The following is a 25,794-nucleotide window of genomic DNA, read 5'->3' as shown; positions in this document are numbered from 1 at the left end:
AACCTCAGGCAATACGTGGGTCTGGATTGTCCAGGACGCTGTCTGTCTGCTCGGCACGGAAGGTTTTCAGTACCGCGTGGAATTGTGGATGCTTGGCGCCGAGGATGCTCGCCGACAGCAGCGCGGCGTTGATCGCGCCGGCCTTGCCGATGGCCAGGGTGGCAACCGGGATGCCCGCCGGCATCTGCACGATCGACAGTAGCGAATCGACGCCCGAGAGCATCGACGACTGCACCGGAACGCCCAGCACCGGCAGGTGGGTCTTGGCCGCACACATGCCTGGCAGGTGGGCTGCACCACCGGCACCGGCGATGATCACCTCGATGCCGCGGCCCTCAGCCTCTTCGGCGTACTGGAACAGCAGATCCGGGGTGCGGTGGGCAGAAACCACCTTGACCTCGTACGGGATGCCGAGCTTTTCCAGCATATCGGCGGTGTGGCTAAGGGTGGACCAATCGGACTTGGAGCCCATGATCACGCCAACCAGTGCACTCATCGTCGCGCCTCTTCTCTCTGGGCGCCCGCAGGCGCGTCAAAAACAACAAGCCACGCAGGATTGCGTGGCTTGATTGTACGAAAAATGGCCGGACGTACCGGCCGAAGGCCGCGCAGTATACCGCAAAGAAGCCAATAAACAGCCCCCGAAACGACCATCTGTCAAATCAGCCAAAGGCCCGGTTTTATTGACTTGAAGGTCAGCGCTCCAGCATCACTCGATACCTGTGGGAGCTGGCTTGCCAGCGATGGCGTCGGATCAGTAACCACAGGCGGTGACTGACCCACCGCTATCGCTGGCAAGCCAGCTCCCACAGAGTTGTTGGGTGGGCTCAGGAAGCCTGCGCAGCGCCGCCTTCAAGCTTGCGCCACAACAACCGCACGTTAGCCTTGCGCACCAGTGCGCAGCGGTACAGGCGAATTTCCAGCGGTACATGCCATTGCGGGCCGCCGCAGACCACCAGTTCGCCGCGGGCCAGCTCGGCACGCACGCTCAGTTGCGGTACCCAGGCGATGCCGAGGCCTTCCAGGGCCATACTTTTCAGACTGTCGGCCATGGCGGTTTCATAGATCGTGGTAAAGCGCAGCTGACGTTGACGCAGCAAACCATTTACCGAGCGCCCGAGAAACGCCCCGGCGCTGTACGCCAGCAACGGTACGCTGACGTCACCTTCCAGATCGAACAGCGGCTTGCCTTCGGCATCCGCCGCACACACCGGGAGCATCTCGGTCTGGCCCAGGTGCAACGACGGGAAGATTTCCGGATCCATCTGCATCGCTGCGTCCGGGTCGTAGAACGCCAGCATCAGGTCGCAGCCGCCTTCGCGCAGCGCGTGCACCGCGTCGCCGACGTTGGTCGCGACCAGCCGTGTGGCAATGTTCAGCCCTTCATTACGCAGTTGCGCGATCCAGCGCGGGAAGAATCCCAGCGCCAGCGAGTGCGCGGCGGCGACTTGCATCACTTCACCCTGCCCGCCTTCCAGGTGATGCAGGTGGCGCAGCACTTCGCCGAGCTGTTCGACCACGGTGCGCGCGGTCACCAGAAACAATTGCCCGGCCGCCGTCAGTTCGATCGGCGTGCGCGAGCGGTTGACCAGCGTCAGGCCCAGCGCCGCTTCGAGGCTGCGGATCCGCCGACTGAACGCCGGCTGGGTCACGAAGCGCCGTTCGGCCGCCTGCGAGAAGCTGCGGGTGGCGGCCAAAGCACTGAAGTCCTCGAGCCATTTGCTTTCCAGATTCATCACGCCCTCCCGGGAACGCACCAAAACAGGTCACACGTCTGCCGCGCAGGCGGCGTCACATGGGCATTATGCCGAATGTGCATAGGCCAGTGTTTAACAGCATTGGCCCAAAAAATCCTGTAAGCCTAGCATTCGCAGCGTTCCGGCATAGACCGGGTCCATATCGAGATGATTTCTATCATGTCCTCCGCTGCATCTTTCCGCACAGAAAACGACCTGCTTGGCGCCCTCGAAGTACCGGCTCAAGCGTATTACGGCATCCAGACCCTGCGAGCGGTGAACAACTTCCGTCTCTCCGGCGTTCCGATTTCGCATTACCCGAAACTGGTTGTGGGTCTGGCGATGGTCAAACAGGCCGCCGCTGACGCCAACCGTGAGTTGGGTCATCTGAGCGAAGCCAAGCACGCTGCCATCAGCGAAGCCTGTGCCCGATTGATCCGCGGTGATTTCCACGAAGAGTTCGTGGTCGACATGATTCAAGGTGGCGCCGGTACGTCCACCAACATGAACGCCAACGAAGTGATCGCCAACATTGCGCTCGAAGCAATGGGTCACCAGAAAGGCGAGTACCAGTACCTGCACCCGAACGACGACGTCAACATGGCGCAGTCGACCAACGACGCCTACCCGACCGCGATCCGCCTGGGTCTGCTGCTGGGTCACGATTCGCTGCTGGCCAGCCTCGACAGCCTGATTCAGGCCTTCGCCGCCAAGGGTGAAGAATTCAACCACGTCCTGAAGATGGGTCGTACCCAGCTGCAGGACGCCGTGCCGATGACCCTGGGTCAAGAGTTCCGCGCATTCGCCACCACCATGGGCGAAGACCTGGCCCGTCTGAAGACGCTGGCCCCGGAACTGCTGACCGAAGTGAACCTGGGCGGCACCGCGATCGGCACCGGCATCAACGCCGACCCGCGCTATCAAGCGCTGGCCGTTCAGCGTCTGGCGCTGATCAGCGGTCAACCGCTGGTGCCCGCTGCCGACCTGATCGAAGCCACTTCCGACATGGGCGCCTTCGTGCTGTTCTCCGGCATGCTCAAGCGCACCGCGGTCAAGCTGTCGAAGATCTGCAACGACCTGCGCCTGCTGTCCAGCGGCCCACGCACCGGCATCAACGAGATCAACCTGCCGGCGCGTCAGCCAGGCAGCTCGATCATGCCCGGCAAGGTCAACCCGGTGATTCCGGAAGCCGTTAACCAGGTGGCCTTCCAGGTCATCGGTAACGACCTGGCGCTGACCATGGCAGCCGAAGGCGGCCAACTGCAGCTGAACGTGATGGAGCCGCTGATCGCGTTCAAGATCCTCGACTCGATCCGTCTGCTGCAACGCGCCATGGACATGCTGCGCGAGCACTGCATCGTCGGCATCACCGCCAACGAAGCCCGCTGCCGCGAACTGGTCGAGCACTCGATCGGTCTGGTCACCGCGCTGAACCCGTACATCGGCTACAAAAACGCCACCCGCATCGCCCGTATCGCCCTTGAAAGCGGCCGCGGCGTGCTGGAACTGGTGCGCGAAGAAGGTCTGCTCGACGAAGCCATGCTCGCCGACATCCTGCGCCCGGAAAACATGATTGCCCCGCGTCTGGTTCCGCTCAAAGCCTGAGCCGACGCGTTATTTGTAGCACCGCTCACCAGGTCGAGGGACTAGACACCTCTCACCTTTTGAGGGCTTGGGGATTTGTCCCCAAGCCCTTTTTTTTAACTTTCTGATCCTGAGACCCGTATGTCTGGGGACTGAACAATGTAGAGGTGAGCCCTTATGGTGAGGGGATTCATCCCCGATGGGTCGCGAAGCGGCCCCAAAACCTGCCATCGCGATGTAACAAGTACACCGCGTGCAATGATTTGCGACTGCTTCGCAGCCGATCGGGGATGAATCCCCTCGCCACAGGGTTTGCATCTACAGAAACGCAGTTCCCGCACAAGCCCGGCGCCGGTAACGCCGGGTGCTTCAAAGCTTCGTTTCGTCGCTTGCACCACGAGCGTGCAGACGGGCGCCGCACTGATCGGTATAGTGCCGCCCCTCTTCGCGTGAGCGGTCGTCGGTAACGAGGCCATAACCCATGCGAAACCCGAACTAATAACAAACCCGCGAAATGGACCGGGACGAAACCTTCGCCTCACCTGTCGTGCCGCGCGCAAACCGGTGTAACGCGATGTTTCTGAACATCCAGCATTTGCTTACACAAAAAACAGCGAGGAAAAATCCATGCTCGAAGTCATCAACGACTTCCTCTCAGGGAAAGTACTGATCGTGCTCATTGTCGGGCTCGGTAGCTACTTCACGATTCGCTCGCGTTTCGTTCAATTGCGCCACTTCTTCCACATGTTCGCGGTGTTCCGCGACAGCCTCAAAAGCAGCGGCGGGCAACTCAGCTCGTTCCAGGCCCTGATGCTCAGCCTTGCCGGCCGCGTCGGTGCAGGCAACATCGCCGGTGTCGGCATCGCCGTGACCCTCGGTGGTCCGGGTGCGGTGTTCTGGATGTGGGTGACCGCACTGGTCGGCATGTCCAGCAGCTTCTTCGAATGCACCCTGGCGCAGGTCTACAAGCGCGCCGACGGTGACGGTCTGTACCGTGGCGGCCCGGCCTACTACATCCAGCACGGCCTGAAGCTCAAAGGCATGGCGGTGGTGTTCTCGGTCCTGCTGCTGGTCACCTACGGCTTCGCCTTCATCGGCCTGCAGTCCTACACCGTGACCCACTCGCTGCAAAACGCCTTTGCCTTCGACCCACGCCACACCGGGATCGTCCTGGCGGTGCTGCTGGCCATCACCTTCATCGGCGGCATCAAGCGCATCGCTGCAGTGTCCGACCTGCTGGTACCGGTCAAGACCCTGGCCTATATCGGCGTGACCCTGTACGTGATCGGCACCCAGATCGAGCACGTGCCAGCCATGCTGGAAACCATCTTCAAAAGCGCCTTCGGTCTCGACCCGGCCTTCGGCGGCCTGCTCGGCAGCGCCATCGTCATGGGCGTGAAGCGTGGCGTGTTCGCCAACGAAGCGGGCCTGGGCAGTGCGCCGAACGTCGCCGCCGTGGCCTCGGTGAAACACCCGGGCGCTCAGGGCGTGGTTCAGGCCTTCAGCGTGTTCCTCGACACTTTCGTGATCTGCACCTGCACCGCGCTGCTGATCCTGCTGTCGGGCTTCTACACCCCGGGTTTCGAAGGTGACGGCATCGTCCTGACCCAGAACTCGCTGGCCGCCGTGGTCGGTGACTGGGGCCGCATCTTCGTCAGCGTTGCGCTGTCGCTGTTCGTCTTCACCTGCATCCTCTACAACTACTACCTGGGCGAAAACAGCCTGCAGTTCCTCAGCCGCAACCGCGCGTTGCTGATGGTGTTCCGCGGTCTGGTGCTGGCGCTGGTGGTATGGGGTTCGATGCAGGATCTGTCGACCGTGTTCGCCTTCGCTGACATCACCATGACCTGCCTGGCCTTCGTCAACCTGATGGCCCTGGCCATGCTGTTCAAGGTCGGCATGCGTGTCATGCGCGACTACGACGAGCAGCGCCGTGCGGGCATCAAGCAGCCGGTGTTCGATTCCAGCAAATTTGCCGATCTGGATTTGGACTTGAAGGCCTGGCCGACCGAGGCGCCAGCCGTCGGCAAGACCGCAGTCGAGCCGCAAGGCATCCCTGCAGCGCAACGCTGACAGGTGAATGACGGGCGCATCCCCTGCGCCCGTCAGTTACAGTTCGTAAAACTGTGGGAGCGAGCCTGCTCGCGAAAGCGGCGGATCAGTCGACATTCTGGTATCTGACCCACCGCATTCGCGAGCAAGCCCGCTCCCACAGGAACTCATCGTTTCGGAGAATCCTATGAACCCTTCGACTTATCCCGCCGCCCAACACGTCATGGTGCTCTACACCGGTGGCACCATTGGCATGCAGGCCAGCGCCAACGGCCTGGCCCCTGCGTCCGGTTTCGAAGCCCGCATGCGCGACTACCTGCACAGCCAGCCCGAACTGGTGGTGCCGCAGTGGCGCTTCCGGGAAATGTCGCCGCTGATCGACAGCGCCAACATGACCCCGGCCTACTGGCAACAACTGCGCGAAGCGGTGGTCGATGCGGTGGACGTGCAAGGCTGCGACAGCGTGCTGATCCTGCATGGCACCGACACTTTGGCTTACAGCGCCGCGGCCATGAGCTTTCAGCTACTCGGCCTGCAGGCGCGGGTGTGCTTCACCGGCTCGATGCTGCCGGCCGGCGTGACTGACAGCGATGCCTGGGAAAACCTCGGTGGTGCGCTGGTTGCTCTGGGTCAGGGTCTGGCGCCGGGCGTGCACCTGTATTTCCATGGCGAGCTGCTGGCGCCGACCCGTTGCGCGAAAGTGCGCAGCTTCGGCCGGCATCCGTTCAAGCGCCTGGAGCGTCAGGGCGGCGGGGTGAAAGCGCCGTCGATTCCAGCCGCACTGAACTACAACCAGCCGAAACAACTGGCCAAGGTTGCTGTGCTGCCACTGTTCCCCGGCATCGGCGCCGAGGTGGTTGATGGCCTGCTGGCCAGCGGTATCAAAGGTCTGGTGCTGGAGTGCTACGGCAGCGGCACCGGACCGAGCGACAATCCAGAATTCCTCGCCAGCCTCGGCCGCGCGCGGGACAACGGTGTAGTGGTGGTCGCGGTCACGCAGTGCCATGAAGGCGGGGTCGAGCTGGATGTGTATGAAGCCGGCAGCCGTTTGCGCGGCGTGGGCGTGCTATCCGGCGGCGGCATGACCCGCGAGGCGGCGTTCGGCAAGTTGCAGGCGTTGTTGGGTGCAGGTCTGGAATCGACCGAAGTGCGCCGGCTGATCGAACTCGATCTGTGTGGCGAGCTGATCTGACACCACCCGAACCCTTGCAGGAGTGAGCCCCTGTGGCGAGGGCGCTTGCTCCCGCTCGACTGCGCAGCAGTCGCAGTGTTTTGGGGCCGCTACGCGCCCCAGCGGGAGCAAGCTCCCTCGCCACAACAGCCCTCATACCGTTTGATCTTCACCCGGCATATAACTTGCTGCCGTTTCCAGCACCCCCAAGGCTGGAAGATCTTATGCTCCACTCCCACCTCACCACGCTCAACGCCGTCTCACTGGTGCTCAACACCTTCAAGACCGAAGGCCTGTCGAGCGAAGCGCTGCTGGCCGGCAGCGGCATCAGTGCAGCGGATCTGAACCGCGCCGACACGCGCATCACCACCAATCAGGAAATGCAGGTGTGCGCCAACGCGGTCGCGCTCAAGCACGACATTGGCCTGGAACTGGGCCGGCGGATGCACGTTTCCTGCTACGGCATCCTCGGTTACGCGCTGCTGACCTGTGCCACCTTCGGTGACGCTTTGCGCCTGGCGATTCGCTATCCGGCGCTGTTGGGAACACTTTTCGAACTGAGCCTGGAAGACGATGGCGAGCGCGTCTGGTTCGTCGCTGCCGATTACCGCGAGAGCCCGGAGATGGCGGTGTTCAACGCGGAATTCTGCCTGGTGTCGCTGAAGGTCATCTGCGACGACCTGCTCGGGCATCCACTGCCATTGCTGGCGACGCGTTTTGAACATGCTGCGCCGGATTATCGCGACAGTTATGCCGAGCACTTCGCCAGCCCGCTGCACTTCGCCGCCAAGGACAACGCCTTCGCCTTCGACCGGCGCTGGCTCGATCAACCGTTGCCACTGGCCGACAGCATCACCCACCAGGCCATGGCCGATCGCTGCCGCAAACAGAATATCGAGTTCACCGGACGGCAGGCGTGGCTGGGGCGGATTCGCCAGCTGCTCAGTGCCCAGCTCAATGCAGCACCAGGCCTCGAGGGGCTGGCCCAGCAGATGAAATGCTCGCCGCGCACCTTGCGCCGTCACCTCAAGGACATGGGCAGCAGTTATCAGGAGCTGCTCGACGAACTGCGTTTCGAGCGCGCCAAGCAGATGCTGTGTGAGGATCAGTTGCCGATCTACCGCATCGCCGAGACCCTGGGTTTCAGCGAAACCGCAAGCTTCCGCCATGCGTTCGTGCGCTGGAGCGGCGTGGCGCCGAGCCAGTTCAGACCCTGAAGATCAAAAGATCGCAGCCTTCGGCAGCTCCTACGCCGATCTGTGTAGCAGCTGCCGAAGGCTGCGATCTTTTGATCTGCTGGAAAGGGGCGAATTGCGGTCAGAGTTTTTGGCCATATCGATCCCCTTTTGGCCTTTCCTGCCGTTCTCCGTTGCGCCGCGCGCCGCAACACTGGGGGCAACCGAATCAGCCCCTGCGGAGAACAACAAATGCTGACCATCTACTCGGACGATCACCACCTGCACCACGGCCGCTGCGAGCTCATCGACGGCCAGCTCAAGCCGTGCTTCGAGATGCCATCGCGTGCCGACCACGTACTGCAACGGGTACAGCACCAGAACCTCGGTTCGGTGGAAGCGCCAAAGGATTTCGGTCTCGCACCGATCGCGCGCATTCACAGCCGCGACTACCTCGACTTCTTCAAAGGCGCCTGGGCGCGCTGGACCGAATTCAACACCGACGGCGACCTGCTGCCGTACACCTGGCCGGCACGCACGCTGCGCCAGATCAAACCGACCAGCCTGCACGGCCAGCTCGGTTACTACAGCTTCGACGGCGGCGCACCGATCACCGCCGGCACCTGGCAAGCCGCCTACAGTGCAGCGCAAGTGGCGCTGACTGCCCAAGCGGAAATCCAGCGCGGCGCGCGCAGCGCCTTCGCCCTGTGCCGGCCACCGGGACACCACGCCGCCAGCGACTTGATGGGCGGTTATTGCTACCTCAACAACGCCGCCATTGCCGCTCAGGCATTCCTCGATGCCGGCCACAAGAAAGTCGCGATCCTCGACGTCGACTATCACCACGGCAACGGCACGCAGTCGATTTTCTACGAGCGCAGCGACGTGCTGTTCACCTCGATCCACGGCCACCCGGAAGCGGAGTTTCCGTTCTTTCTCGGCTACGAAGATGAACGCGGCGAAGGCGCCGGTGAAGGCTTCAACTTCAACTATCCGCTGCCGGCCGGCTCCGGCTGGAAGGTGTGGAGCGCGGCGCTGGAACAGGCCTGCAACGAGATCGACAGCTACGGTGCCGACATCATCGTCGTGTCGCTGGGCGTCGACACCTTCAAGGACGATCCAATCTCGCAGTTCAAGCTCGACAGCCCGGATTACCTGGCCATGGGCAAGCGCATCGCCGCCCTCGGCAAACCGACCCTGTTCGTGATGGAAGGTGGCTACGCCGTCGAAGAGATCGGCATCAACGCGGTGAACGTGCTGGAAGGGTTCGAACAATGAACCGACTCAAGCACTGCATGGCGCCAGCCCTGTGCGCGGCGCTGCTCAGCTTCGGCGCCCACGCCGAAGAACGCACCTTGCGCGTCTACAACTGGTTCGACTACATCACGCCCAAGGCGCTGGAAGACTTCAAGGCGCAGAACAGCCAGACCAGACTGGTCTACGACATCTTCGACACCAACGAAGCGCTGGAAGCCAAGCTGCTGACCGGCAACTCCGGCTATGACGTGGTGGTGCCGTCCAATGTGTTCCTCGCCAAGCAGATCGAGGCCGGGGTGTTCCAGCCGCTGGACCGCAGCAAACTGCCGAACTGGAATCACCTCGATCCGAAACTGATGAAGCTGATCGAGGCCAACGACCCGGGCAACCAGTTCGCCGTGCCATACATGTACGGCACCATCCTGATCGGTTTCAACCCGGCCAAGGTCAAGGCCGCACTGGGTGACAACGCGCCGGTGGACAGCTGGGACCTGATTTTCAAGGAAGAGAACATCAGCAAGCTCAAGCAGTGCGGCGTCGCCCTGCTCGACTCGCCGTCGGAGATCCTGCCGCTGGCCCTGCAACACCTGGGCCTGGACCCCAACAGCAAAAAGCCGGCGGACTATGCCAAGGCCGAGGCGTTGCTGATGAAGATCCGCCCGTACGTCACTTACTTCCACTCCTCCAAATACATGGCTGATATTGCCAACGGTGACATCTGCGTCGCAGTGGGTTATTCCGGCAGCTTCTCGCAAGCGGCCAATCGCGCCAAAGAGGCGAAGAACGGTGTCGTGGTCGACATGCGCCTGCCCAAGGAAGGCGCACCGATCTGGTTCGACATGCTCGCCGTTCCCAAGGGCGCGAAGAATCCGCAAGACGCCTACACCTTCATCAACTACCTGCTGCAACCGGCGGTGATCGCCCCGGTCAGCGATTTCGTCGGCTACCCGAACCCGAACAAGGACGCTACCGGGCTGGTCGATCCGGCGATCCGCAACAACCCCAACCTGTACCCGACCGATGCGGCGATGAGCACGCTCTACACCCTGCAACCGCTGCCGCGTGATGCCGAACGGGCGCGCACACGGGCCTGGACCAAGATCAAGTCCGGCACCTGACCGTCACTTCGGTTCAGTTACGGGCCTGCGTTGATGCAGGCCTTTTTTTGTCCGCGATATCTATATACCGCCATGCCGGCCCCGACGGTCATTACCTTGAGCCCGAACGCGCACCGAACGCCCAACGGTACCTGCGCCCACCTCACAGGAAGTGACCATGAGCGAAGATTCCGCCCCACCCGCCGCCCTCCCGAATAATCAGAATGACTTGCTCACCCAACTGGTGGCAGGACCCTCGATCAGGGAGGTCGCCACCCAAGCGCTGTTGCCGGCCCTGAAAACCCTCTACCCGCAACTGATCATCGATCCGCGTCTGGCCATGGTGGTGACACCGACCTGGGCCTTTGATGCAACGCAGGTCATCCCCGGCGCAAGACGCTACGAATCACTGACGGGCGCCCTGGTCCGTCATGGGGTGGCATCCACGCCCGTGCTGTATTTCGATGGCGAGCATTACCTCACCCTGGAACCTCTGGCGCCGGTACCGGTGCAATTGCCGGTCAACATCGAGGCTATCGGGCGCTTGCTCAACGAACTTGCGCCCTTGCTGTTCATTGCGTTTCAGGAGCAACAGCTCAATTACTGGAACCAGCTCACGCGCCCCTCGACGCCACGCTGGAAGCAGTTGTCCCACTCACTGCGCGAGCGCTGGAACATTGAACCCGGGCCATCATGGGATGCCGATCAGGTCGCCATGGCCCGCCACTTGTTCACTTATCCGGAAAAGGACGCTCGCACGACCAACGACCGCTATCAATCGCGGGCCTGCCTGATCGACCTCGACCAGGTCGACGACGGTGCTGCAAGACACCTGAACACCCTCGACATGGCGGTGCTGACCGGAACGCTGGGCACTCGCACACTGATCCTCACTTACACCATAACCGGTGGTTTTCAGAGCTACGAGTCAATGCAGGCGCTGGGCGAGTCCCTGCTGAGCTACACCGCAGAAAATGACGCCGGCAATGCCTGGCAGTGGCGCCTGATCGAACCCGAAGGCAACTACTTCGACCACCTCGCCTGTAACCTGATTGCCTTGCAAGCCGATGCGATCGGTGCACTGGCGACCGATACCGACATCCGCAACCGCGATCTGGCCCCCCACATCAGTCGGGCGGCAGATGGACACGACCCGACGGACAGGCAGGCACCCTCGCGCTTCAACCGGGTCGAGCAAGGGTTGCCGGACTGGATGCTCAACGCGTCCTCCGTCGATCTCACGGCCTACAGTCGTCATCTGATGGACTTGGCGACCCTTCGCACACAGAACGCCAACCAGTCGTTTCAGGACGGGATCAAGCCGATCCGCGAGTACACCCTGGAGAGACTTCGCGAGGCCATGCTCAAGCAACATCCCGAGGCTGCAGATCTGGATCTGGCAGACATCGAGATCGTGGTCGACAGTGTCGTGGTCTGGGGCACTTTTGTGCCACCGACGGAACCACAACGTAGCACCTTGAGCCTGGTCGATCTGGCGCTGCAAAACCTGATCGCCGTCCCCCTGGGTGACAAGACCGTGCGCAGCAAAAGTGCCTCGACGCTGCCGTCCTGGATGAACGCGGCGTACCTGGAGGCCTTGATCGTCAGTGTCGACATCGGCAGGACCTACCCGGCCCTGATCAAAGGCAAATTGCTTGACGATCCTCTGGAAAGCCTGCGCCGGCAGAATCTGTTCACCGGCCATTTGCGGGTTGAGCTACCGCTGTTGGCCCTGCAACAAAAGATTCGCGGCCTGGGCGGGATCAATGAGCTCGGCTATCGCTATGTCGCGGCCGTGGTGCAGGTGCTCGATGCCAATCGCCGGGTCGACGGCCAGGAAATTGTCATTCGCCCACTGGCATTCAATCCCGGTTGGCGGCTGCTTGCCTCTGCGGACGAAGTGGCCAACATGTTTGTCATCGGTCCTCGACAGATGGACAAGGGCCCCTGCCTGCTTTACCAGCCATTACTTGACCAGTCCTTGAGCCAGTACCCGACACCGGCCAACCTGATTTATGCCATCAAGCATTCGGCCACCCTGCGCCAATCGGTACTTGCCTGGTTACCGGACAGGGTACGCAGCCATTACTCCGACTACGTATTCACCGGCAGCCTGCCCTCGGTCTGGTCGCTCTCGCAGCTGTTGGCAGACCCGCTGACCCCTCTGCAAATGGGCGGCACGCTGTCCCTTGGCACGCAAGTCATTGCCAACGATTACCTGGCTGCTGTGTTCAAGAGCAACGCCCTGGCACTGGTGGATCTGGCACAGCGGCAATCGGTGTCCAACGCGCAAAACCGCTGGGCGACTTTCAAACAGGCGGCGTGGTCGATCCTCAATGCGGCGCTGCCCTTTCTGGGCAGTACCGTCGGTACCGCCGCGTGGGTCTGGCAGATTCTGGAGGACCTGCAACAAGGCCTGGACGCCACAGAAACAGGCGACCGTGACCAGCAGAAAGCCGTGATGACCGATCTGTTGCTGACATTGGCCATGGTCCTCGCGCACCGCGGTGCGACGCGTCATACCACGGCCCGCCAGATCGAAGAAAAGCCTGTCGGTGCCGTCACGACCGAGATTCGGCAGGCCGTCGAACCGCCGCCGGCCTCTATCGTGCAACTGCCCGACAGGGCAGGCGATTCCGCTACTGCCCGGCACCCTGTATCCCTACTGACCGGCCCGGCCCTGAGCCTTAGGGAAACGCTCGACCGCTTCCAAATCAGCAAACCCGAGCCTCTGACTCCGCCCGCTGCCGATAGCGGTGCGTACCGACATCTCTACAGCCACGACAACCGCTACTACACCCAGGTCGGGGAGCGCTGGTTCGAGGTGGCCGTGGAGGAAAACGGCGAGGTCTCGATCATCGACGCTCGCCAACAACCTCCACGCCAAGGGCCGCCGTTGATCGGCAATTCCCGTGGGCAATGGTTCGTCGACACCCGCCTGCGTCTGCGAGGCGGCGGCTTGTCTGTCCGGCGCAAAGCGATCAAACAGCAAAACGCTCAACGGATCGCCGAGCTCAAGCAACAGTTGGCCACGTTTGATGAGGAACGCGCCAACGCCAAAACCGAACTGATCGCCGCTTACAACCAGATGAAAGCTGCCAGCACCGAGGCTCGACCGGCCTTGCAGCAACAATTTTTAGACCTGCTCGAGCAGCGCAGCAGCCAGTACGAAGCCCCCATCGAACAGCTCAAGGCGCTCAGCCTGCTTGAAAGCTTGCCCAACTACCGCTCCGCCATGACTTCGATGCTGGATACCCAGCTGTACTTCAACCAGAGCTGGCTTGATGAGAACAATGCCACCTTCAGCCGGACACTGCGTGAAACCCTGGCACTGCTGGAGGCGCAAGAGACTGCCGCGGGCTCGGGCGATCAGACGATCTATCGACAGATGATTGATCTCGCTGAAGGCGTAATCGGCAAGATCGAGTTTGCCCACTCGCGGTTCCAGGCGCTGAGCAGGCTAGGCAGAAACGCTGCCGAGATCACCAATAAGTACCGCAGGCAATTACCCGCTTTCAGCGTGAATGACCTCAAGGCGCTGCAAGTTTCACTGGCGCGTGAGGTCTGCTTCGAAGCAGGCGACGGCGCTGCTCTGAATGAGGCGCGAGGCGACTTCACCCGCCTGCTCGACACCACCAACCTGGCGATCCAGACCTCACAGGAACTGATTCAGGAAGACAGCGCCGAGGGGATTATCCAGCGCGTCGAAGCGCTTGATGGCGTGCTGGAGCAGTTCACGGGCATTACTCAAGCCTTCGAAGACATGTCCCTCAGCCACAAGGAAGTGCTGATCCAGCCTTCCTTCGAGCAAGTGCGCAAACGGGTCAGCGAATTCCACAAAGACACTGAAGATCATCTGGCGCAATTGCTGCGTGAACTGCCGACGACGGAGCCACGTTCCGTACCTTCACAACCGCCGCGAACCTCGCGCAAACGGGTCATCAAAACGCGCTTCAAAGGCACCGTGGTCGGCGAAATGCGCCCTTCGGCTCCCGGTGAACCCGTTTTGCTGGAGGTTCGCGCCCCCGTGACCGGCAAGGTCATCGCCACCTTTCACGAAAAGACACCCGGGGTCTGGCTGGAACGCATCCCGGCCCCGCGGCGCCGTCCGGTCGCACCTGGACCGGCGCTGGCAGTACAGCTGGTGCAGGGCCAGGCACTGCTTGATGGCCTGGAGGATTTCATTCGGCGAACCGAAGCCCAATCGAAGAAACCCGGCCGTATCCCGGTGGAAACCGAGGAGCTGTTTCGACAACAAGCCGAACACGTCGGACAAAGCGCCAGTGCCCTGGCGCAAGCCATGACCCCTCTCAGCACGATTGACGGCCAGAGCCAGACCGCCACCCGACTGCAGGCGGCGCTTGAGAAAGCAAAGGAGCGACTGTACGACGAGGGTTACCGGGTTCGCGTCGACATGATCAAACGGCAACCGCCGACGGCGGCGCGGGTGGAATGGCTGCTGAGCAAAGGTGAAATCGACATCGTGCGCAACGGTGATCGGCGCCGGCTCAAGGGACCGCGCAAGGATTTTCTTCAGGAATACGAGATTCGCGAGCGTCGTGGGGCAGCGACTCTCTGGTACGCGCACTTTCATTATCCCCGGCTCGACGCGGCCATCAACGCCTTTACCGCTGCTCATTTGAAGACCCGGGAGCAGCGCTTGCTGGCCGGCGCTTTCGACGTACGCGCCGACACTGCAAACCCACAGCTCATCGCGATTTATCGCAGCGAGATCAGCCCGCAACTGGCTCGTGCCCTGTTTTTTTCGCATGCCTGAAATGTCAAAAAGGAAACTGACAATGACCGACTCTGTCGACAACCTCCGCCCCCCCGTCCTGCTGAAGAAAAACCTCGTCGTGCGGCAGACGAGCCAAGGCCCTACCGTCGACGAAGTGGCGGCTCAGATGCTGCGTAAAGCGCTGAAAGAGAGGTTTCCCGAACGCGATATCGACCCCGACCATACGCTCATCGGCACCCCTCAATGGCAATGGGACGACGGTACGCTGACGGCAATGCCCATCCGGTTCGAGTCTCTGACCCAGGCCGTAGTCCGGCAGTTCTTCACCGCCACCAGCGCCAATTACCTGGAAGGCGAACACTTCCTGACAACCGATCCGCAAGCCACACCCGTGCTGCACCTGGACATCGGCATCGAAGCCATCGCCACCCTGCTCAACGACTACGCGCCCCTGCTTTTCACCGCCTTTGGCGAACGTCAGCTGGATTACTGGAACAGCGCCGGACCCAAGTCAACGCGTTGGCAGGAGTTGTCCGATGCCCTGCGCAAAGCCCTTGATGTGCAGACCGACAGTGGCTGGGATGAAAGCCAATGCCACGTGGCCAGAGCCGTCTCGCAGTTCCCGGACAAGCAGCAGAGGCCAACTCGGGCTCCCGAGGTTTCGTCGATCAAGGCCTGCCTGATCGACGTCGATACGGTCGATGACAAGGGCGAGACCCGGCATCTGATCGTCGGCGGCGCGGCCGTGCTCACGGGGCGTTATCGGCAGCGCGACCTGGTGATGATGTACTCGGTAGAGAAAGGTTATGAGTCGTTCGACACTCTGGAATCGCTGGGAGCGTCTTTATCTGATCGCCTGCCCGACCAATTGGCCGGGCGCAACCTGAAGTGGCAGTTGTTCGAGCCCGCGGGCAATTTCTTCGATCATATGGCCTGGGCGTTGATTGCCAGTCAACTCGATGCCATCGCCTCGATCACCAGCGCAGAACTCGCCGCCGATCGCACGCCGTACGCCCCGGACTTGACCCGTGCCGACCATCCCCGCGATACCGGACTGGACGATGCCATTCCCGACTGGCTGATCGGCGCCTCGGCGGCGGACATGGAGCGCTACAGCCGATCGGTCAGTGCGCTGGGCAAGCTATACAAACTGGCGGACAAGAACCTGTTCCGGATTGCGTCCATCACGACCTTCGCTGGCAGGCGTATGCGCGAAGCCATTCTGGCCGATAAAAAATCTGCGGCCGGGCTGCCGCTGGAAACCCTCGAAATCACCATCACCAACAGCTTCGAGTCGGGGGGCCTGACGCTGCCCAACCCCAACGATACTCATACGGAAACCCTGGGTGAGTTTGCACTGCAGAACGCCGCCCCCTACCAGGCAAGCCTGCGCTTCAATCCGCCGCAAACCGTTCCCCGCTGGTTGAATGAGACCTATCTGACAAACATGGCGAGCCAGGTCAACATCGGCCTGGCCTATCCACAGTTGATCAAGGAAAAACTGATCAATGATCGGCCGCAAGCTGCATTACAAGCACAGTTCTATATCAGACAACTCCAGGCTGTGCTGCCGCTTGTTGCACTGGAGAACAAAATCCGTCGCATCGCCGGTTTCAATGAGCAGGGCCATCGCTATGTGTGCGAATGGCTCAAACCGACACCCGCTCATCCGCAACCGGTGGTGATACGCCCTCTGACCTTCATCCGCTCCGGAGAAAGCATCGGTGATACGGTGGACAACATGTTCATCATCGGCCCCCGTCAGCCCGAGGCCGGCCCCTGCGTGCTGTACCGGCCACTGTTCGAACAATCGCTGATGCAGTTCCCTTCTGCGCAAAACCTGCTGTACGCCTTGCACCAACCGGGAGAGCTGAGGGATTCGGTGCTGGCGTGGTTGCCCGATGCAGCCATCAGCTTCAAATACGCTCAATTCACCTTCCCGATCGGCCTGCCCACTCCATGGCTCGGCGCTGAGTTGCTGCTGGAACCCTGGACCTCCGTGAACTGGGCCGGGCCTGTCGAGCTCGGGTCGCAGGAACTGAGCGGCGATGTATTCGCCAAATTGTTCCAGTCCCATGCCCAAGCGATGGCACAACTGGCTGACCGGCAATCGCAATCCAATGCCGAACGCCGCTGGGCCTTGCTGCGAGACAGCGGCTGGGCCGTGTTCAATGTTGCTGCGAACTTTCTCAGCGGCCCGGCTGGCGCGGCCATCTGGATCTGGCAAAGCCTCACTGAAATCGAACATGCGCTGGAGGCGCATCAACGCGGCGACAGGCTCAACGAATGGAGTTCGGTGGGCGACATGTTGCTGACCTTGGGCATTCTCCTGGCCCATCACGCTGCCGTACGCCGCAAGGCCGGCCCACGCCCATGGTCAGACATCGACGACAACGTAGCCGACTTGCCGCAGAAACCGGCCGTAGCGCCCGCCAAACCTGTCGTGACCCTGATTCCCACGCCACTGACCGATGAACTGCCTCCCGCTCATTACAATTCACTGGAAGCCAGCGGCTCCATACCTCGCAGGAGCCCTGCGGCCTTGATCGCGTATCTGCAAGATGCCGCAGTCCCGGCCCCGGACCTGACTGATCCGAATGTGCAGACCTTGCGGCGCGGTCGTGCCAGCCTGTACAGGCTCAATGATCAGCTGTACGCACAGGTCGGCGAACACTGGTACACGGTGATCGAAAACGATGATCAACAGCTGCAGATCGTATTTGCCGGCAATCCGCGGAAAACCGGGCCGCTTCTGGCGCAATTTGCTCAAGGCCAGTGGGTGGTCGATACGCGTCTGCGCCTGCGCGGGGGAGCCGGTGGGCAGAGTCTGCAAAACCGGCTCAGGAGCCAACGCAGGGAAAAGGAGCAACAGCGAAAACAGCTGGAAACCGCGCTGAATGACTTCAAACGCCAGGAACCCGCGGCCGATGCCGCGTTGCAACAGGCACTGGATGAAATGCTCGCGGCCAGCGGCCCTGCGCACGAGCAAGCCACCGAGCGCTATCTCGCACAGGTTGAAACGCTGATTGGCGATTATGACGCCGCCCTGAAAAACCTCGAGCAATGGCGCCAGAAAGGCGGCAGCGAAGGCTATCTGCATGATGTGCTGCGCCTGACCACGCTGCTGCAGAAAAACCTCGCCCTGTGGTTTTCCCTCAAACGCAACGCCTATGCCAGCCTTACCCACAAGCTGGTCGAGAACAACGAGATCGAATCGGACACCGCACTGCAAACTCATATCGAAAATGTCAGACAGACATTGGCATTGAGTCAGGACATGGTGACGCGCCTGCGATTGTCCCAGAGCTCACTGGCCGCTCTCGAAACCCTGGGTAGTGCCGGTATCACCGCTGCACAACGCTTGCGCGCGTTGCTGCCGTCATTCACCGAGTGGGATCTGAAGTCCAACGAAATCGGCATGTCCCACGAGCTGTGCATGCGTAACTCGGCCAACGCAGCGGCCGCGCCGGAGCGTGACGTGGTGGGATTGCTGATCATCGAGGCAGCTACCGCCACCCATCAGCATGCACAATTGCTCAAAACGCCGACCGCGAGAGATGCAATCGCGCTGCACATCGAACGTCTGAGCAAGCTGATCGATGTTTATGCCGACACCGATCAGCGCCTCACAGACCTTCCTGGTGAAATGCCGGACAAACTGGAGCCGACCCAGCTTGAACGAATACGCGGCCTGATCAACGAGTTCCGGCAACTGGCTCAGGATCAATTGAACGCGCTGCTGCCCGAGAACGTTGTCAGCGCCCCACCCGTCCCTCCCAGACCGGCCGTTGCGGGGCCCTCCCGCCCAGCCATAAAAGTGACCAAGAGCCGTCCTCGCGAACCGCAATCCGCCCACGCTTCAACCACAACCGAGCAACCTCTGGAGAGCGTACTGCCGCCGAGGCCGCGTCCGAATCGACAACCGCCGTTGGCAGACATCGATATTGTCGCCAATAGCCTGAAACTGGTTGATGACGTGCAGGCTTTCACGCAACAGACACGCAAGGACGCGTTACGGCCCAACCGGATTCCGGCGGACATGCAGGATCTGTTCGATCAACGAGCAGCGCTTCTGGAGCGAGCGGCGGCCGATGCTGCCCAGGCCCTCGCCCGCATTCGCGCAACTGGCGGCGCAACGCCGCCGGTGGGCAATATCGGGGCGTATCTCACCGCCGATGCCCAGCGATTACGGACCGAAGGCGTCAACCTCCGCGCCAGCATGCTCAAGCAGCGCCAGCCTCGTCAGGCTTATCTGCAATGGATGCTGGACAATCATCAAGTGCAAATCGAACGCAATGTTCAGGGAAGGATCAGGACCAAAAAACGTCGCGATTACTTTCAGGAATACCGGATTCTGGATGTAACCAACAAGCATCAACCATTGTGGCTGGCGCATTTTCACTACGACTCGCTGGAGGCTCCACTGGAAAGCTTCACAGCGGCGCACCTGAAAATCGCTGATGCGCATTTGCAGCAATTCACTGCCGAACGCCGCGAGGCACTCGGCACATTGGCACCGATCGACTATGTGCTGCGACGAATCAGCGACCCGGCGCTGTTTTTCAATCTCGAACCCCAGCCCTGACTCAGGCGACGGGGCGGTCTGGAGCCCGCCCCTTTCAATCCACCTGCCAGGCCCTGCGCAACCTGTCCAGCGCGGCGTCGATCGCCGGTTCAGGCACCGCAGCAAACCCCATCACCAGACCGGCGCGCTGCTCCAGCTCAGCGCCGGCGTCTGGCAACCAATAGCTGCTCAAACCATTGATCTCGACCCCGACGTCACGGGCCAATTCGATCAACTCCCGCTCACGCGCCACGCTGTCGACTGGCACGGTCATATGCAGGCCTGCGGCCACGACGGGCAACGGGCCGACTCCCGGGATGTTCGCCGGCCACCCCTTGAGCAGCGTGTCGCGCCGGCTCAGCGCCGCTCGCCGCATACGGCGGATGTGCCGCTGGAAGTGTCCGCTCGCCATGAATTCGGCCATGACCGCCTGGGTGCTGACTTCGGAATGCCTTACATCCACCGCACGCCGTTGAGCGAACGCCTCCACTAACCCCGGAGGCAGCACCAGATACCCCAGGCGCAATGCCGGAAACGCCACCTTGCCGAACGTGCCGACATACAGCACCCGTCCCTGCCGATCCAGCGCCGCCAAAGGGGCCAGCGGCGCGCCGCTGTAGCGGTACTCGCCGTCGTAGTCGTCCTCGACGATCCAGCCTCCTGTGCGCTCGGCCCAGGCAAGCAGTTCAAGGCGTCGGGCAAGACTCATCACCACCCCGGTGGGATATTGATGGGAAGGCGTTACATAAGTCAGGCAACAGTCGTTCAACCTCGTCAGTTCGGCACAGTCGATGCCCTCGTTATCCACCGCCACACCGTGCAGTTTCGCACCGGCCACGGCGAAGGCGTGACCCGCTGCTCGATACCCCGGATTTTCAATCGCGACGCCGTCACCCGGCTCTACCAGCAACTGTGCACAAAGGCTTATTCCCTGCTGCGCACCGCTGGTGATCACAATTTGTTCAGCTGTGCATTGCATGCCCCGAGAACTGCGCAGATAGGCAGCGATCATCCCGCGCAACCGTGCATCACCGGCCGGATCGCCATAACACAGCTGCTGCAAATCCGGTTTTCGCCAGAAAGCCGCATTCAGCTTGGCCCAGACGTCGAACGGGAACAGATCAAACGCCGGTACACCGACCCGAAAAGCCCGGGGCGGACCACTGGGCGGCCGGGCCAAATGGTTATTTCTGACCCGGGTCAGCGGATCGTTGTGGATAACGTTGCTGGATGGATCCACAGGTAAATCCGGGCATTTTGTGGATAAGACTGTGGGTAAGCCTGTTGAAAACCCTGTGGATACTTTTGTGGACAACTTTTTCGCTGGCAACGCTGCGTGAGGCAAATGCGCAACGTAAGTGCCATCACCGACCCGACCTTCGATGAAGCCTTCGGCATACAGTTGATCGTAGGCGCGCACCACACTGTTACGCGAAATGGCCAGCGCCGCCGCCAGATCACGACTGGCCGGTAGCCGCGTGCCGCTGCACAGCCGCCCGTCCAGTACGCGCAATCGTAATGCCTGATAGAGCTGGCGGCTCAAGCCTTGGCGGCGGTCGAGTTCGATTCCGGCCGGATTGAACGGCATAGACAGTGTGGTCGATTCGGGCATGGCAATGGACCTATGAAATTGGTCATCAATGGCTCTTACAACAGACCAATAGCCTGCCTAGGATGCAGGCATTCGCCAAGGAAAATCTCTCCATGTACACGCCCCGCGCCTTCGCCATCGACGACCTGTCGCAATTGCACGAACTGATCCTCGCCACTCGCCTTGCCATTCTTGTGAGTCACGGTGAAAACGGTCTGCAAGCCAGCCACGTGCCAGTGCTGCTGCACCGCGAACAGGGTCCGAACGGCACGCTGTACGGGCACCTGGCCAAAGCCAATCCGCAATGGAAAGACCTGCGCGACGGCGCTGAAGCGATGCTGATTTTTGCCGGCCCCGACGCCTACGTCAGCCCCGGGTTTTACCCGAGCAAGGCCGAGCACGGCAAAGTCGTGCCGACCTGGAACTACGTCGCCGTGCACGCCTACGGCCACGCCGAAACCTTCAGCGACGGCGGGCGCCTGCTCGACATCGTCAGCACACTGACTGATCGCCATGAAGCCGGACGCGCGCAGCCGTGGAAGGTCGACGACGCGCCAGCCGACTACATCGACGGCATGCTCAAGGCCATCGTCGGTTTCGCCATTCCCATCGACCGCCTCGAAGGCAAGCGCAAGCTCAGCCAGAACCGCAGCGCCGAAGACATTGCCGGCGTGCGCGAAGGCCTGGCTGCCAGCCCCGACATCAATGACCAGACCCTCGCCCACTTGATGCGTTAAGGAAATCAGCATGAGTCAGATCCAGATCCGCCCGGTGACTGCCGGTGATCACACCGCCTGGTTGCCGTTGTGGCAGGCCTACCTGCGCTTCTACAACACCGAGTTGCCGGACACCGTCACGCACAGCACCTGGCAGCGCTTCCTCGACCCGAGCGAACCGACTCATGCCGCCCTCGCCTGGGCCGACGGTAAAGCAGTGGGCATGGTGCATTTCATCTATCACCGTTCCAATTGGAGCATCGAAAACTCCTGTTACCTGCAGGACCTGCTGGTGACGCCGGAGACCCGTGGCACTGGCGTCGGACGCCGGCTGATCGAACACGTCTACGCCACCGCCAAGGCAGACGGTTGCTGCAAGGTGCATTGGCTGACCCACGAAACCAATGCTACCGCGATCCAGCTCTACGAGCGCATCGCCGAGCGCCCGGGGTTCATCCAGTTTCGCAAAGCCATTTAAGGAGCCGCGTACATGACCACTTCACTCGCCGACTGGAAAGGCGTCCCGGCGCCCACCAGCAAACTGCTCGAAGGCCGCTTTATCCGCCTGGAAAGACTTGACCCGGCGCGCCACGGCGACGAGCTGTTCAACGCCCTTGAGGGCCCCGGCGCCGACCCGAAGCTGTGGGATTACTTGCCCTACGGGCCGTTTCCGCAGCGCAACGCGTTCAATGACTGGCTGAACAACCATGCGGCCAGCAGCGATCCGTATTTCTTCAGCATCATCGACCGCGCCTCGGGTCAGGTGCAGGGCATTTTGAGTCTGATGTCGATTGTCCCGGCGCAAGGCCGCATCGAGATCGGCCACGTGACCTTCGGCGCGTCGATGCAGCGCTCGCCGAAAAGCACTGAAGCGGTTTACCTGCTCGCCAAATATGCCTTCGCGCTGGGCTACCGGCGCCTGGAGTGGAAGTGCAACAACGGCAACGCCCGCTCCAAATACGCCGCCGAACGCTTGGGCTTCAGCTTCGAAGGCGTGTTCCGCCAGCACATGGTGGTCAAGGGCCAGAACCGCGATACCGCGTGGTATTCGATTCTGGATTCAGAATGGCCGGCGATTGCGGCAGGGTTCGAGCAGTGGTTGAGCGATGCCAACCAGACGCCGACCGGGCAGGTGAAAGGCTTGGTCGAGTGCCGTAGTTAAATCGTCAAAGCAAAATCGGCAGCTCCTACAGGGTGAACGTCAATCCCATGCAGGAGCTGCCGAAGGCTGCGATCTTTTGATCTGTTGTTTACCCCAGTTTCTGCGCCAGCACCGCAATGTGTTCCGGCCCGATCCCGCAGCAACCGCCCAAATGGCTGGCGCCCCGCTGCTGCCAGTCAATCGCCCAGTGCAGATACCCCGGCGGGTCCAGATCGTCGCGCAACGGATCGAGACCGTCATTGGCCGTTGCCTCTTTCGGTTGCGGTGGAAATGCATTGGCATACGCGCCGATGTGAATCTGCACGCCCAGGCGTTCGAAGGTGGCGCGCGCTGCGTCAATCGCCGCGCCGATCACTTCCGGCTGGCTGCAGTTGAACAGCAGCGTCTCGACGCCCAGCTCCGCCGCCACGGCCGCTGCCTCAGCCACCGGCTCACCGGAACGCAGACGCGGTACTTCGTCGGTGTCTTCATCCTTCAAAGTAAACGACAGCCAGAACGGTTTGCCGTCCTGCGGCAGACCGGCACGAATGGAACGCGCCTCGATGATCGAGCTCTGGGTTTCCGCCAGCCACAGATCGACATGCGGCGCCAGGCCGGTCACCAGTGGCGCCAGCAATTCGTTCACCCGCGTCGCTTCGAACAGATCCGGGCGATAGGAACCGAACAGCGGCGGTAACGAACCGGCCACTCGCACCGCTTTGCCCGACGCCTGCACCGCACGCTGTGCCAGCTCGCCCGCCAACGCCGCCAGAGCCTGGCCTTCAGCGGCAAACCGCGCCTCGCCGATATGAAACGGCACGACCGCATAACTGTTGCTGGTGATCACATTGGCGCCGCTGGCGATGTAGGCGGCGTGCACCGCTTCGACCGCTTGCGGCGCTTCGATCAGGGCCAGCGCCGACCACTCGGGCTGCCGAAACGGCGCCCCGGCGCGTTGCAACTCACGGCCCATGCCGCCATCGAGAATTACCGTGCTTGCTGTGCCCATATGCTTTTCGCTCATATGCTTATGAAAATTACTCACTACCAGAGTAGTTCTTATAACTATTTAATACGCACCATTCGGTTAATAACAACCCCTTTTTTCAGGTGTCGACTGTGAAACTTCAACCGCTACTGGCCTTGGGCCTGACGATTCTGGCCGCGTCCACTCAAGCCTTCGGCGGCGCCACACTCGATCGCGTCGAACAGAAAAAAGAGCTGGTCGGCGTGCTGATGGAAAGCTACCCGCCCTTCTCGTTTCTCAATGAGCAGAATCAACTCGACGGCTTCGACGTCGACGTCGCCAAAGCCGTCGCGGAAAAACTGGGGGTCAAGCTGCGCCTCGAAACGCCATCCTGGGACGTGATCGCTGCCGGCCGCTGGAGCGGGCGCTATGACATCTGCATCTGCTCCATGACCCCAAGCAAGGCGCGCGCCGAAGTGTTCGATTTCCCGGTCGAGTACTACGCCTCGCCCGCCGTGATCGTGGTCAACGCCAAGGACGATCGCATCCACGGCGCCAAGGACTTGAGCGGCAAGAAAGTCGGCCTGACCAGCGCCAGCAGCTACGAAAGTTATCTGAACAAGAATCTGGTCATTGAAGGCGCCGAAGACACGCACCTGGAGTACCCGTTCGAAGATGTGCAGATCGCTCCGTACGATACCGACAACGTCGCCTTCCAGGACCTGGGCCTGGGCGCCGGTGTGCGCCTGGACGCCATCCTCACCAATCTGGTGACCGCGCAGCCGCGCCTGAATCAGGACCAGCGCTTCAAACTGGCCGGCGCGCCGCTGTACTCGGAGCCGAACTCGGTGGCCATCGAGAAGGGTGATGCCGAGTGGGACGCCAAGGTGCGCGAGGTGTTTGCGCAACTCAAGCAGGACGGCACGCTGAGCACGCTGTCGCAGAAATGGATCGGCGCCGATATCAGCCAATGACTGCCTTCCCGACACCTCCACAGCCGCCGCAACCGGTGGCTGAATCGCGCCTGCAACGGCTGTTCGGTTTCCGCACGCGCCTGTACCTGACCTGGGCGGCGATGTTCAGCCTGTTCGCCGGGTTTTTCCTGAGCTTCGATCTGAAGCTCTCGATCATCCTCGACAAGCTGCCGAATCTGCTCGGCGTGCACCTGGCGCCCAACGGCTTTCTGCAGGGCGCGGCGCTGACCCTGTTTCTTTGCGCGTGCGCCATCGTCGCCTCGTCCTTGCTGGGCTTCGTCACCGCCCTCGCGCGCCTGTCGAAAAGCGCCGTGGCGTTCGGGATCGCCAGTTTCTACACCTCGTTCTTTCGCGGCACGCCGCTGCTGATCCAGATCCTGTTGATCTACCTCGGCCTGCCGCAACTGGGCGTGGTGCCCGGCGCAGTGGTCGCCGGGATCATTGCCCTGTCACTCAACTATGGCGCGTACCTGAGCGAGATTTTCCGCGCCGGCATTCTCGGCGTGCCCTACGGCCAACGCGAAGCTTCGCTGGCGCTGGGCATGCGCGAGAGCGTGATCTTCTGGCGCATCACCCTGCCCCAGGCGATGCGCACAATCATCCCGCCGACCACCAACCAGTTCATCTCGATGCTCAAGGACTCGTCACTGATCTCGGTGATGGGCGTCTGGGAAGTGATGTTTCTGGCGCAGTCCTACGGACGCTCGAGCTACCGCTACATCGAGATGCTGACCACGGCGGCGATCATTTACTGGCTGATGTCGATCGGTCTGGAGCTGATTCAGGCGCGCATGGAACGGCATTATGGCAAGGCTTATGTGCGGCGTAGCTGAGCTGATGCGTCGACAGACATCTACCACGGGCGGATCGAGCAGTGGCAGATGAGTTTCTGATCATTACCAGCGGCCAGTGACAACACAACTTGTAGGAAAGGGCAGCAGGCCGGCAGGACGTAATGCGCAAATCTGCGTTGATCCGGCCTTTTCCGCCGATCAAAACGACGTAGCCCGCAGCACCGGGCGATCCGGCTG

Annotated in this window: 17 protein-coding genes; 13 read left to right on the top strand and 4 right to left on the bottom strand. The window is 61.5% G+C overall.

Annotated elements, in window-relative coordinates; genetic code table 11:
- Window positions 1–4: 4 nt before the first annotated feature.
- Together purE and KVQ82_RS00760 are read right to left on the bottom strand one after the other, a co-directional pair.
- Window positions 5–496: a 5-(carboxyamino)imidazole ribonucleotide mutase gene (purE, locus tag KVQ82_RS00765; RefSeq protein WP_003229641.1), complete on the bottom strand. Its 492-nt coding sequence runs from the start codon at window positions 494–496 to the stop codon at window positions 5–7.
- Between the two features lie 331 nt (window positions 497–827).
- On the bottom strand, window positions 828–1,736 hold the full coding sequence (locus tag KVQ82_RS00760; protein ID WP_041071648.1) for a LysR substrate-binding domain-containing protein: 909 nt from the start codon (window positions 1,734–1,736) through the stop codon (window positions 828–830).
- Window positions 1,737–1,916: 180 nt separating this feature from the next.
- On the opposite strand from KVQ82_RS00760, the gene aspA reads away from it, so the two are divergent.
- The 8 genes from aspA to KVQ82_RS00720 all read left to right on the top strand — a co-directional run bounded on the left by aspA (window position 1,917) and on the right by KVQ82_RS00720 (window position 19,395).
- Window positions 1,917–3,341, top strand: coding sequence for an aspartate ammonia-lyase (gene aspA / locus KVQ82_RS00755; protein WP_041474969.1), 1,425 nt, complete (start codon window positions 1,917–1,919; stop codon window positions 3,339–3,341).
- Between the two features lie 606 nt (window positions 3,342–3,947).
- Window positions 3,948–5,393 carry a sodium:alanine symporter family protein gene (locus KVQ82_RS00750; RefSeq protein WP_198758419.1) on the top strand — a complete coding sequence of 482 codons (1,446 nt, stop codon included), beginning with the start codon at window positions 3,948–3,950 and terminating at the stop codon, window positions 5,391–5,393.
- Window positions 5,394–5,559: 166 nt separating this feature from the next.
- Window positions 5,560–6,564, top strand: coding sequence for an asparaginase (locus tag KVQ82_RS00745; RefSeq protein WP_222017563.1), 1,005 nt, complete (start codon window positions 5,560–5,562; stop codon window positions 6,562–6,564).
- A gap of 203 nt (window positions 6,565–6,767) precedes the next feature.
- The gene (locus tag KVQ82_RS00740) at window positions 6,768–7,760 is read left to right on the top strand and encodes an AraC family transcriptional regulator (protein WP_222017560.1); all 993 of its coding nucleotides are present in this window, start codon (window positions 6,768–6,770) and stop codon (window positions 7,758–7,760) included.
- Between the two features lie 210 nt (window positions 7,761–7,970).
- Window positions 7,971–8,996: a histone deacetylase family protein gene (locus KVQ82_RS00735; RefSeq protein WP_222017558.1), complete on the top strand. Its 1,026-nt coding sequence runs from the start codon at window positions 7,971–7,973 to the stop codon at window positions 8,994–8,996.
- Window positions 8,993–10,093, top strand: coding sequence for a polyamine ABC transporter substrate-binding protein (locus tag KVQ82_RS00730; RefSeq protein ID WP_222017556.1), 1,101 nt, complete (start codon window positions 8,993–8,995; stop codon window positions 10,091–10,093). The genes KVQ82_RS00735 and KVQ82_RS00730 overlap by 4 nt, the downstream gene beginning before the upstream one ends.
- A 157-nt stretch (window positions 10,094–10,250) precedes the next feature.
- Window positions 10,251–14,849 carry a DUF6543 domain-containing protein gene (locus tag KVQ82_RS00725; protein ID WP_222017553.1) on the top strand — a complete coding sequence of 1,533 codons (4,599 nt, stop codon included), beginning with the start codon at window positions 10,251–10,253 and terminating at the stop codon, window positions 14,847–14,849.
- A gap of 22 nt (window positions 14,850–14,871) precedes the next feature.
- Window positions 14,872–19,395, top strand: a complete 4,524-nt coding sequence (locus tag KVQ82_RS00720; RefSeq protein ID WP_222017551.1) for a hypothetical protein — start codon at window positions 14,872–14,874, stop codon at window positions 19,393–19,395.
- Window positions 19,396–19,429: 34 nt separating this feature from the next.
- Here the strand turns inward: KVQ82_RS00720 and KVQ82_RS00715 are convergent, their stop codons facing one another.
- On the bottom strand, window positions 19,430–20,986 hold the full coding sequence (locus tag KVQ82_RS00715; RefSeq protein ID WP_222017549.1) for a PLP-dependent aminotransferase family protein: 1,557 nt from the start codon (window positions 20,984–20,986) through the stop codon (window positions 19,430–19,432).
- 92 nt (window positions 20,987–21,078) lie between these two features.
- Between KVQ82_RS00715 and KVQ82_RS00710 the strand changes: the two genes are divergently transcribed.
- The 3 genes from KVQ82_RS00710 to KVQ82_RS00700 are packed head-to-tail and all read left to right on the top strand — an operon-like array spanning window position 21,079 to window position 22,843.
- The gene (locus tag KVQ82_RS00710; RefSeq protein ID WP_041071665.1) at window positions 21,079–21,702 is read left to right on the top strand and encodes an FMN-binding negative transcriptional regulator; all 624 of its coding nucleotides are present in this window, start codon (window positions 21,079–21,081) and stop codon (window positions 21,700–21,702) included.
- A gap of 10 nt (window positions 21,703–21,712) precedes the next feature.
- On the top strand, window positions 21,713–22,159 hold the full coding sequence (locus KVQ82_RS00705; RefSeq protein ID WP_182403105.1) for a GNAT family N-acetyltransferase: 447 nt from the start codon (window positions 21,713–21,715) through the stop codon (window positions 22,157–22,159).
- Window positions 22,160–22,171: 12 nt separating this feature from the next.
- Complete coding sequence (locus tag KVQ82_RS00700; protein WP_041071669.1) at window positions 22,172–22,843, top strand: GNAT family N-acetyltransferase; 672 nt, start codon at window positions 22,172–22,174, stop codon at window positions 22,841–22,843.
- An 88-nt stretch (window positions 22,844–22,931) separates the two neighbouring features.
- On the opposite strand, the gene KVQ82_RS00695 is transcribed toward KVQ82_RS00700, so the two are convergent.
- Window positions 22,932–23,831, bottom strand: coding sequence for a homocysteine S-methyltransferase family protein (locus tag KVQ82_RS00695; protein WP_108184251.1), 900 nt, complete (start codon window positions 23,829–23,831; stop codon window positions 22,932–22,934).
- Window positions 23,832–23,941: 110 nt separating this feature from the next.
- Between KVQ82_RS00695 and KVQ82_RS00690 the strand changes: the two genes are divergently transcribed.
- A complete protein-coding gene (locus KVQ82_RS00690) occupies window positions 23,942–24,763 on the top strand; it encodes an ABC transporter substrate-binding protein (RefSeq protein WP_222017547.1) in 822 nt (273 codons plus the stop codon).
- Window positions 24,760–25,596, top strand: coding sequence for an amino acid ABC transporter permease (locus KVQ82_RS00685; protein ID WP_003229672.1), 837 nt, complete (start codon window positions 24,760–24,762; stop codon window positions 25,594–25,596). Before KVQ82_RS00690 ends, KVQ82_RS00685 begins: the two co-directional genes overlap by 4 nt.
- Window positions 25,597–25,794 lie beyond the last annotated feature (198 nt).

The sequence above is a fragment of the Pseudomonas sp. AO-1 genome, from assembly GCF_019775695.1.
Lineage (GTDB): Bacteria > Pseudomonadota > Gammaproteobacteria > Pseudomonadales > Pseudomonadaceae > Aquipseudomonas > Aquipseudomonas parakoreensis.
The sequence above is the reverse complement of the archived record's forward strand: the minus strand, read 5'-3'. Positions and strand labels throughout refer to the sequence as shown.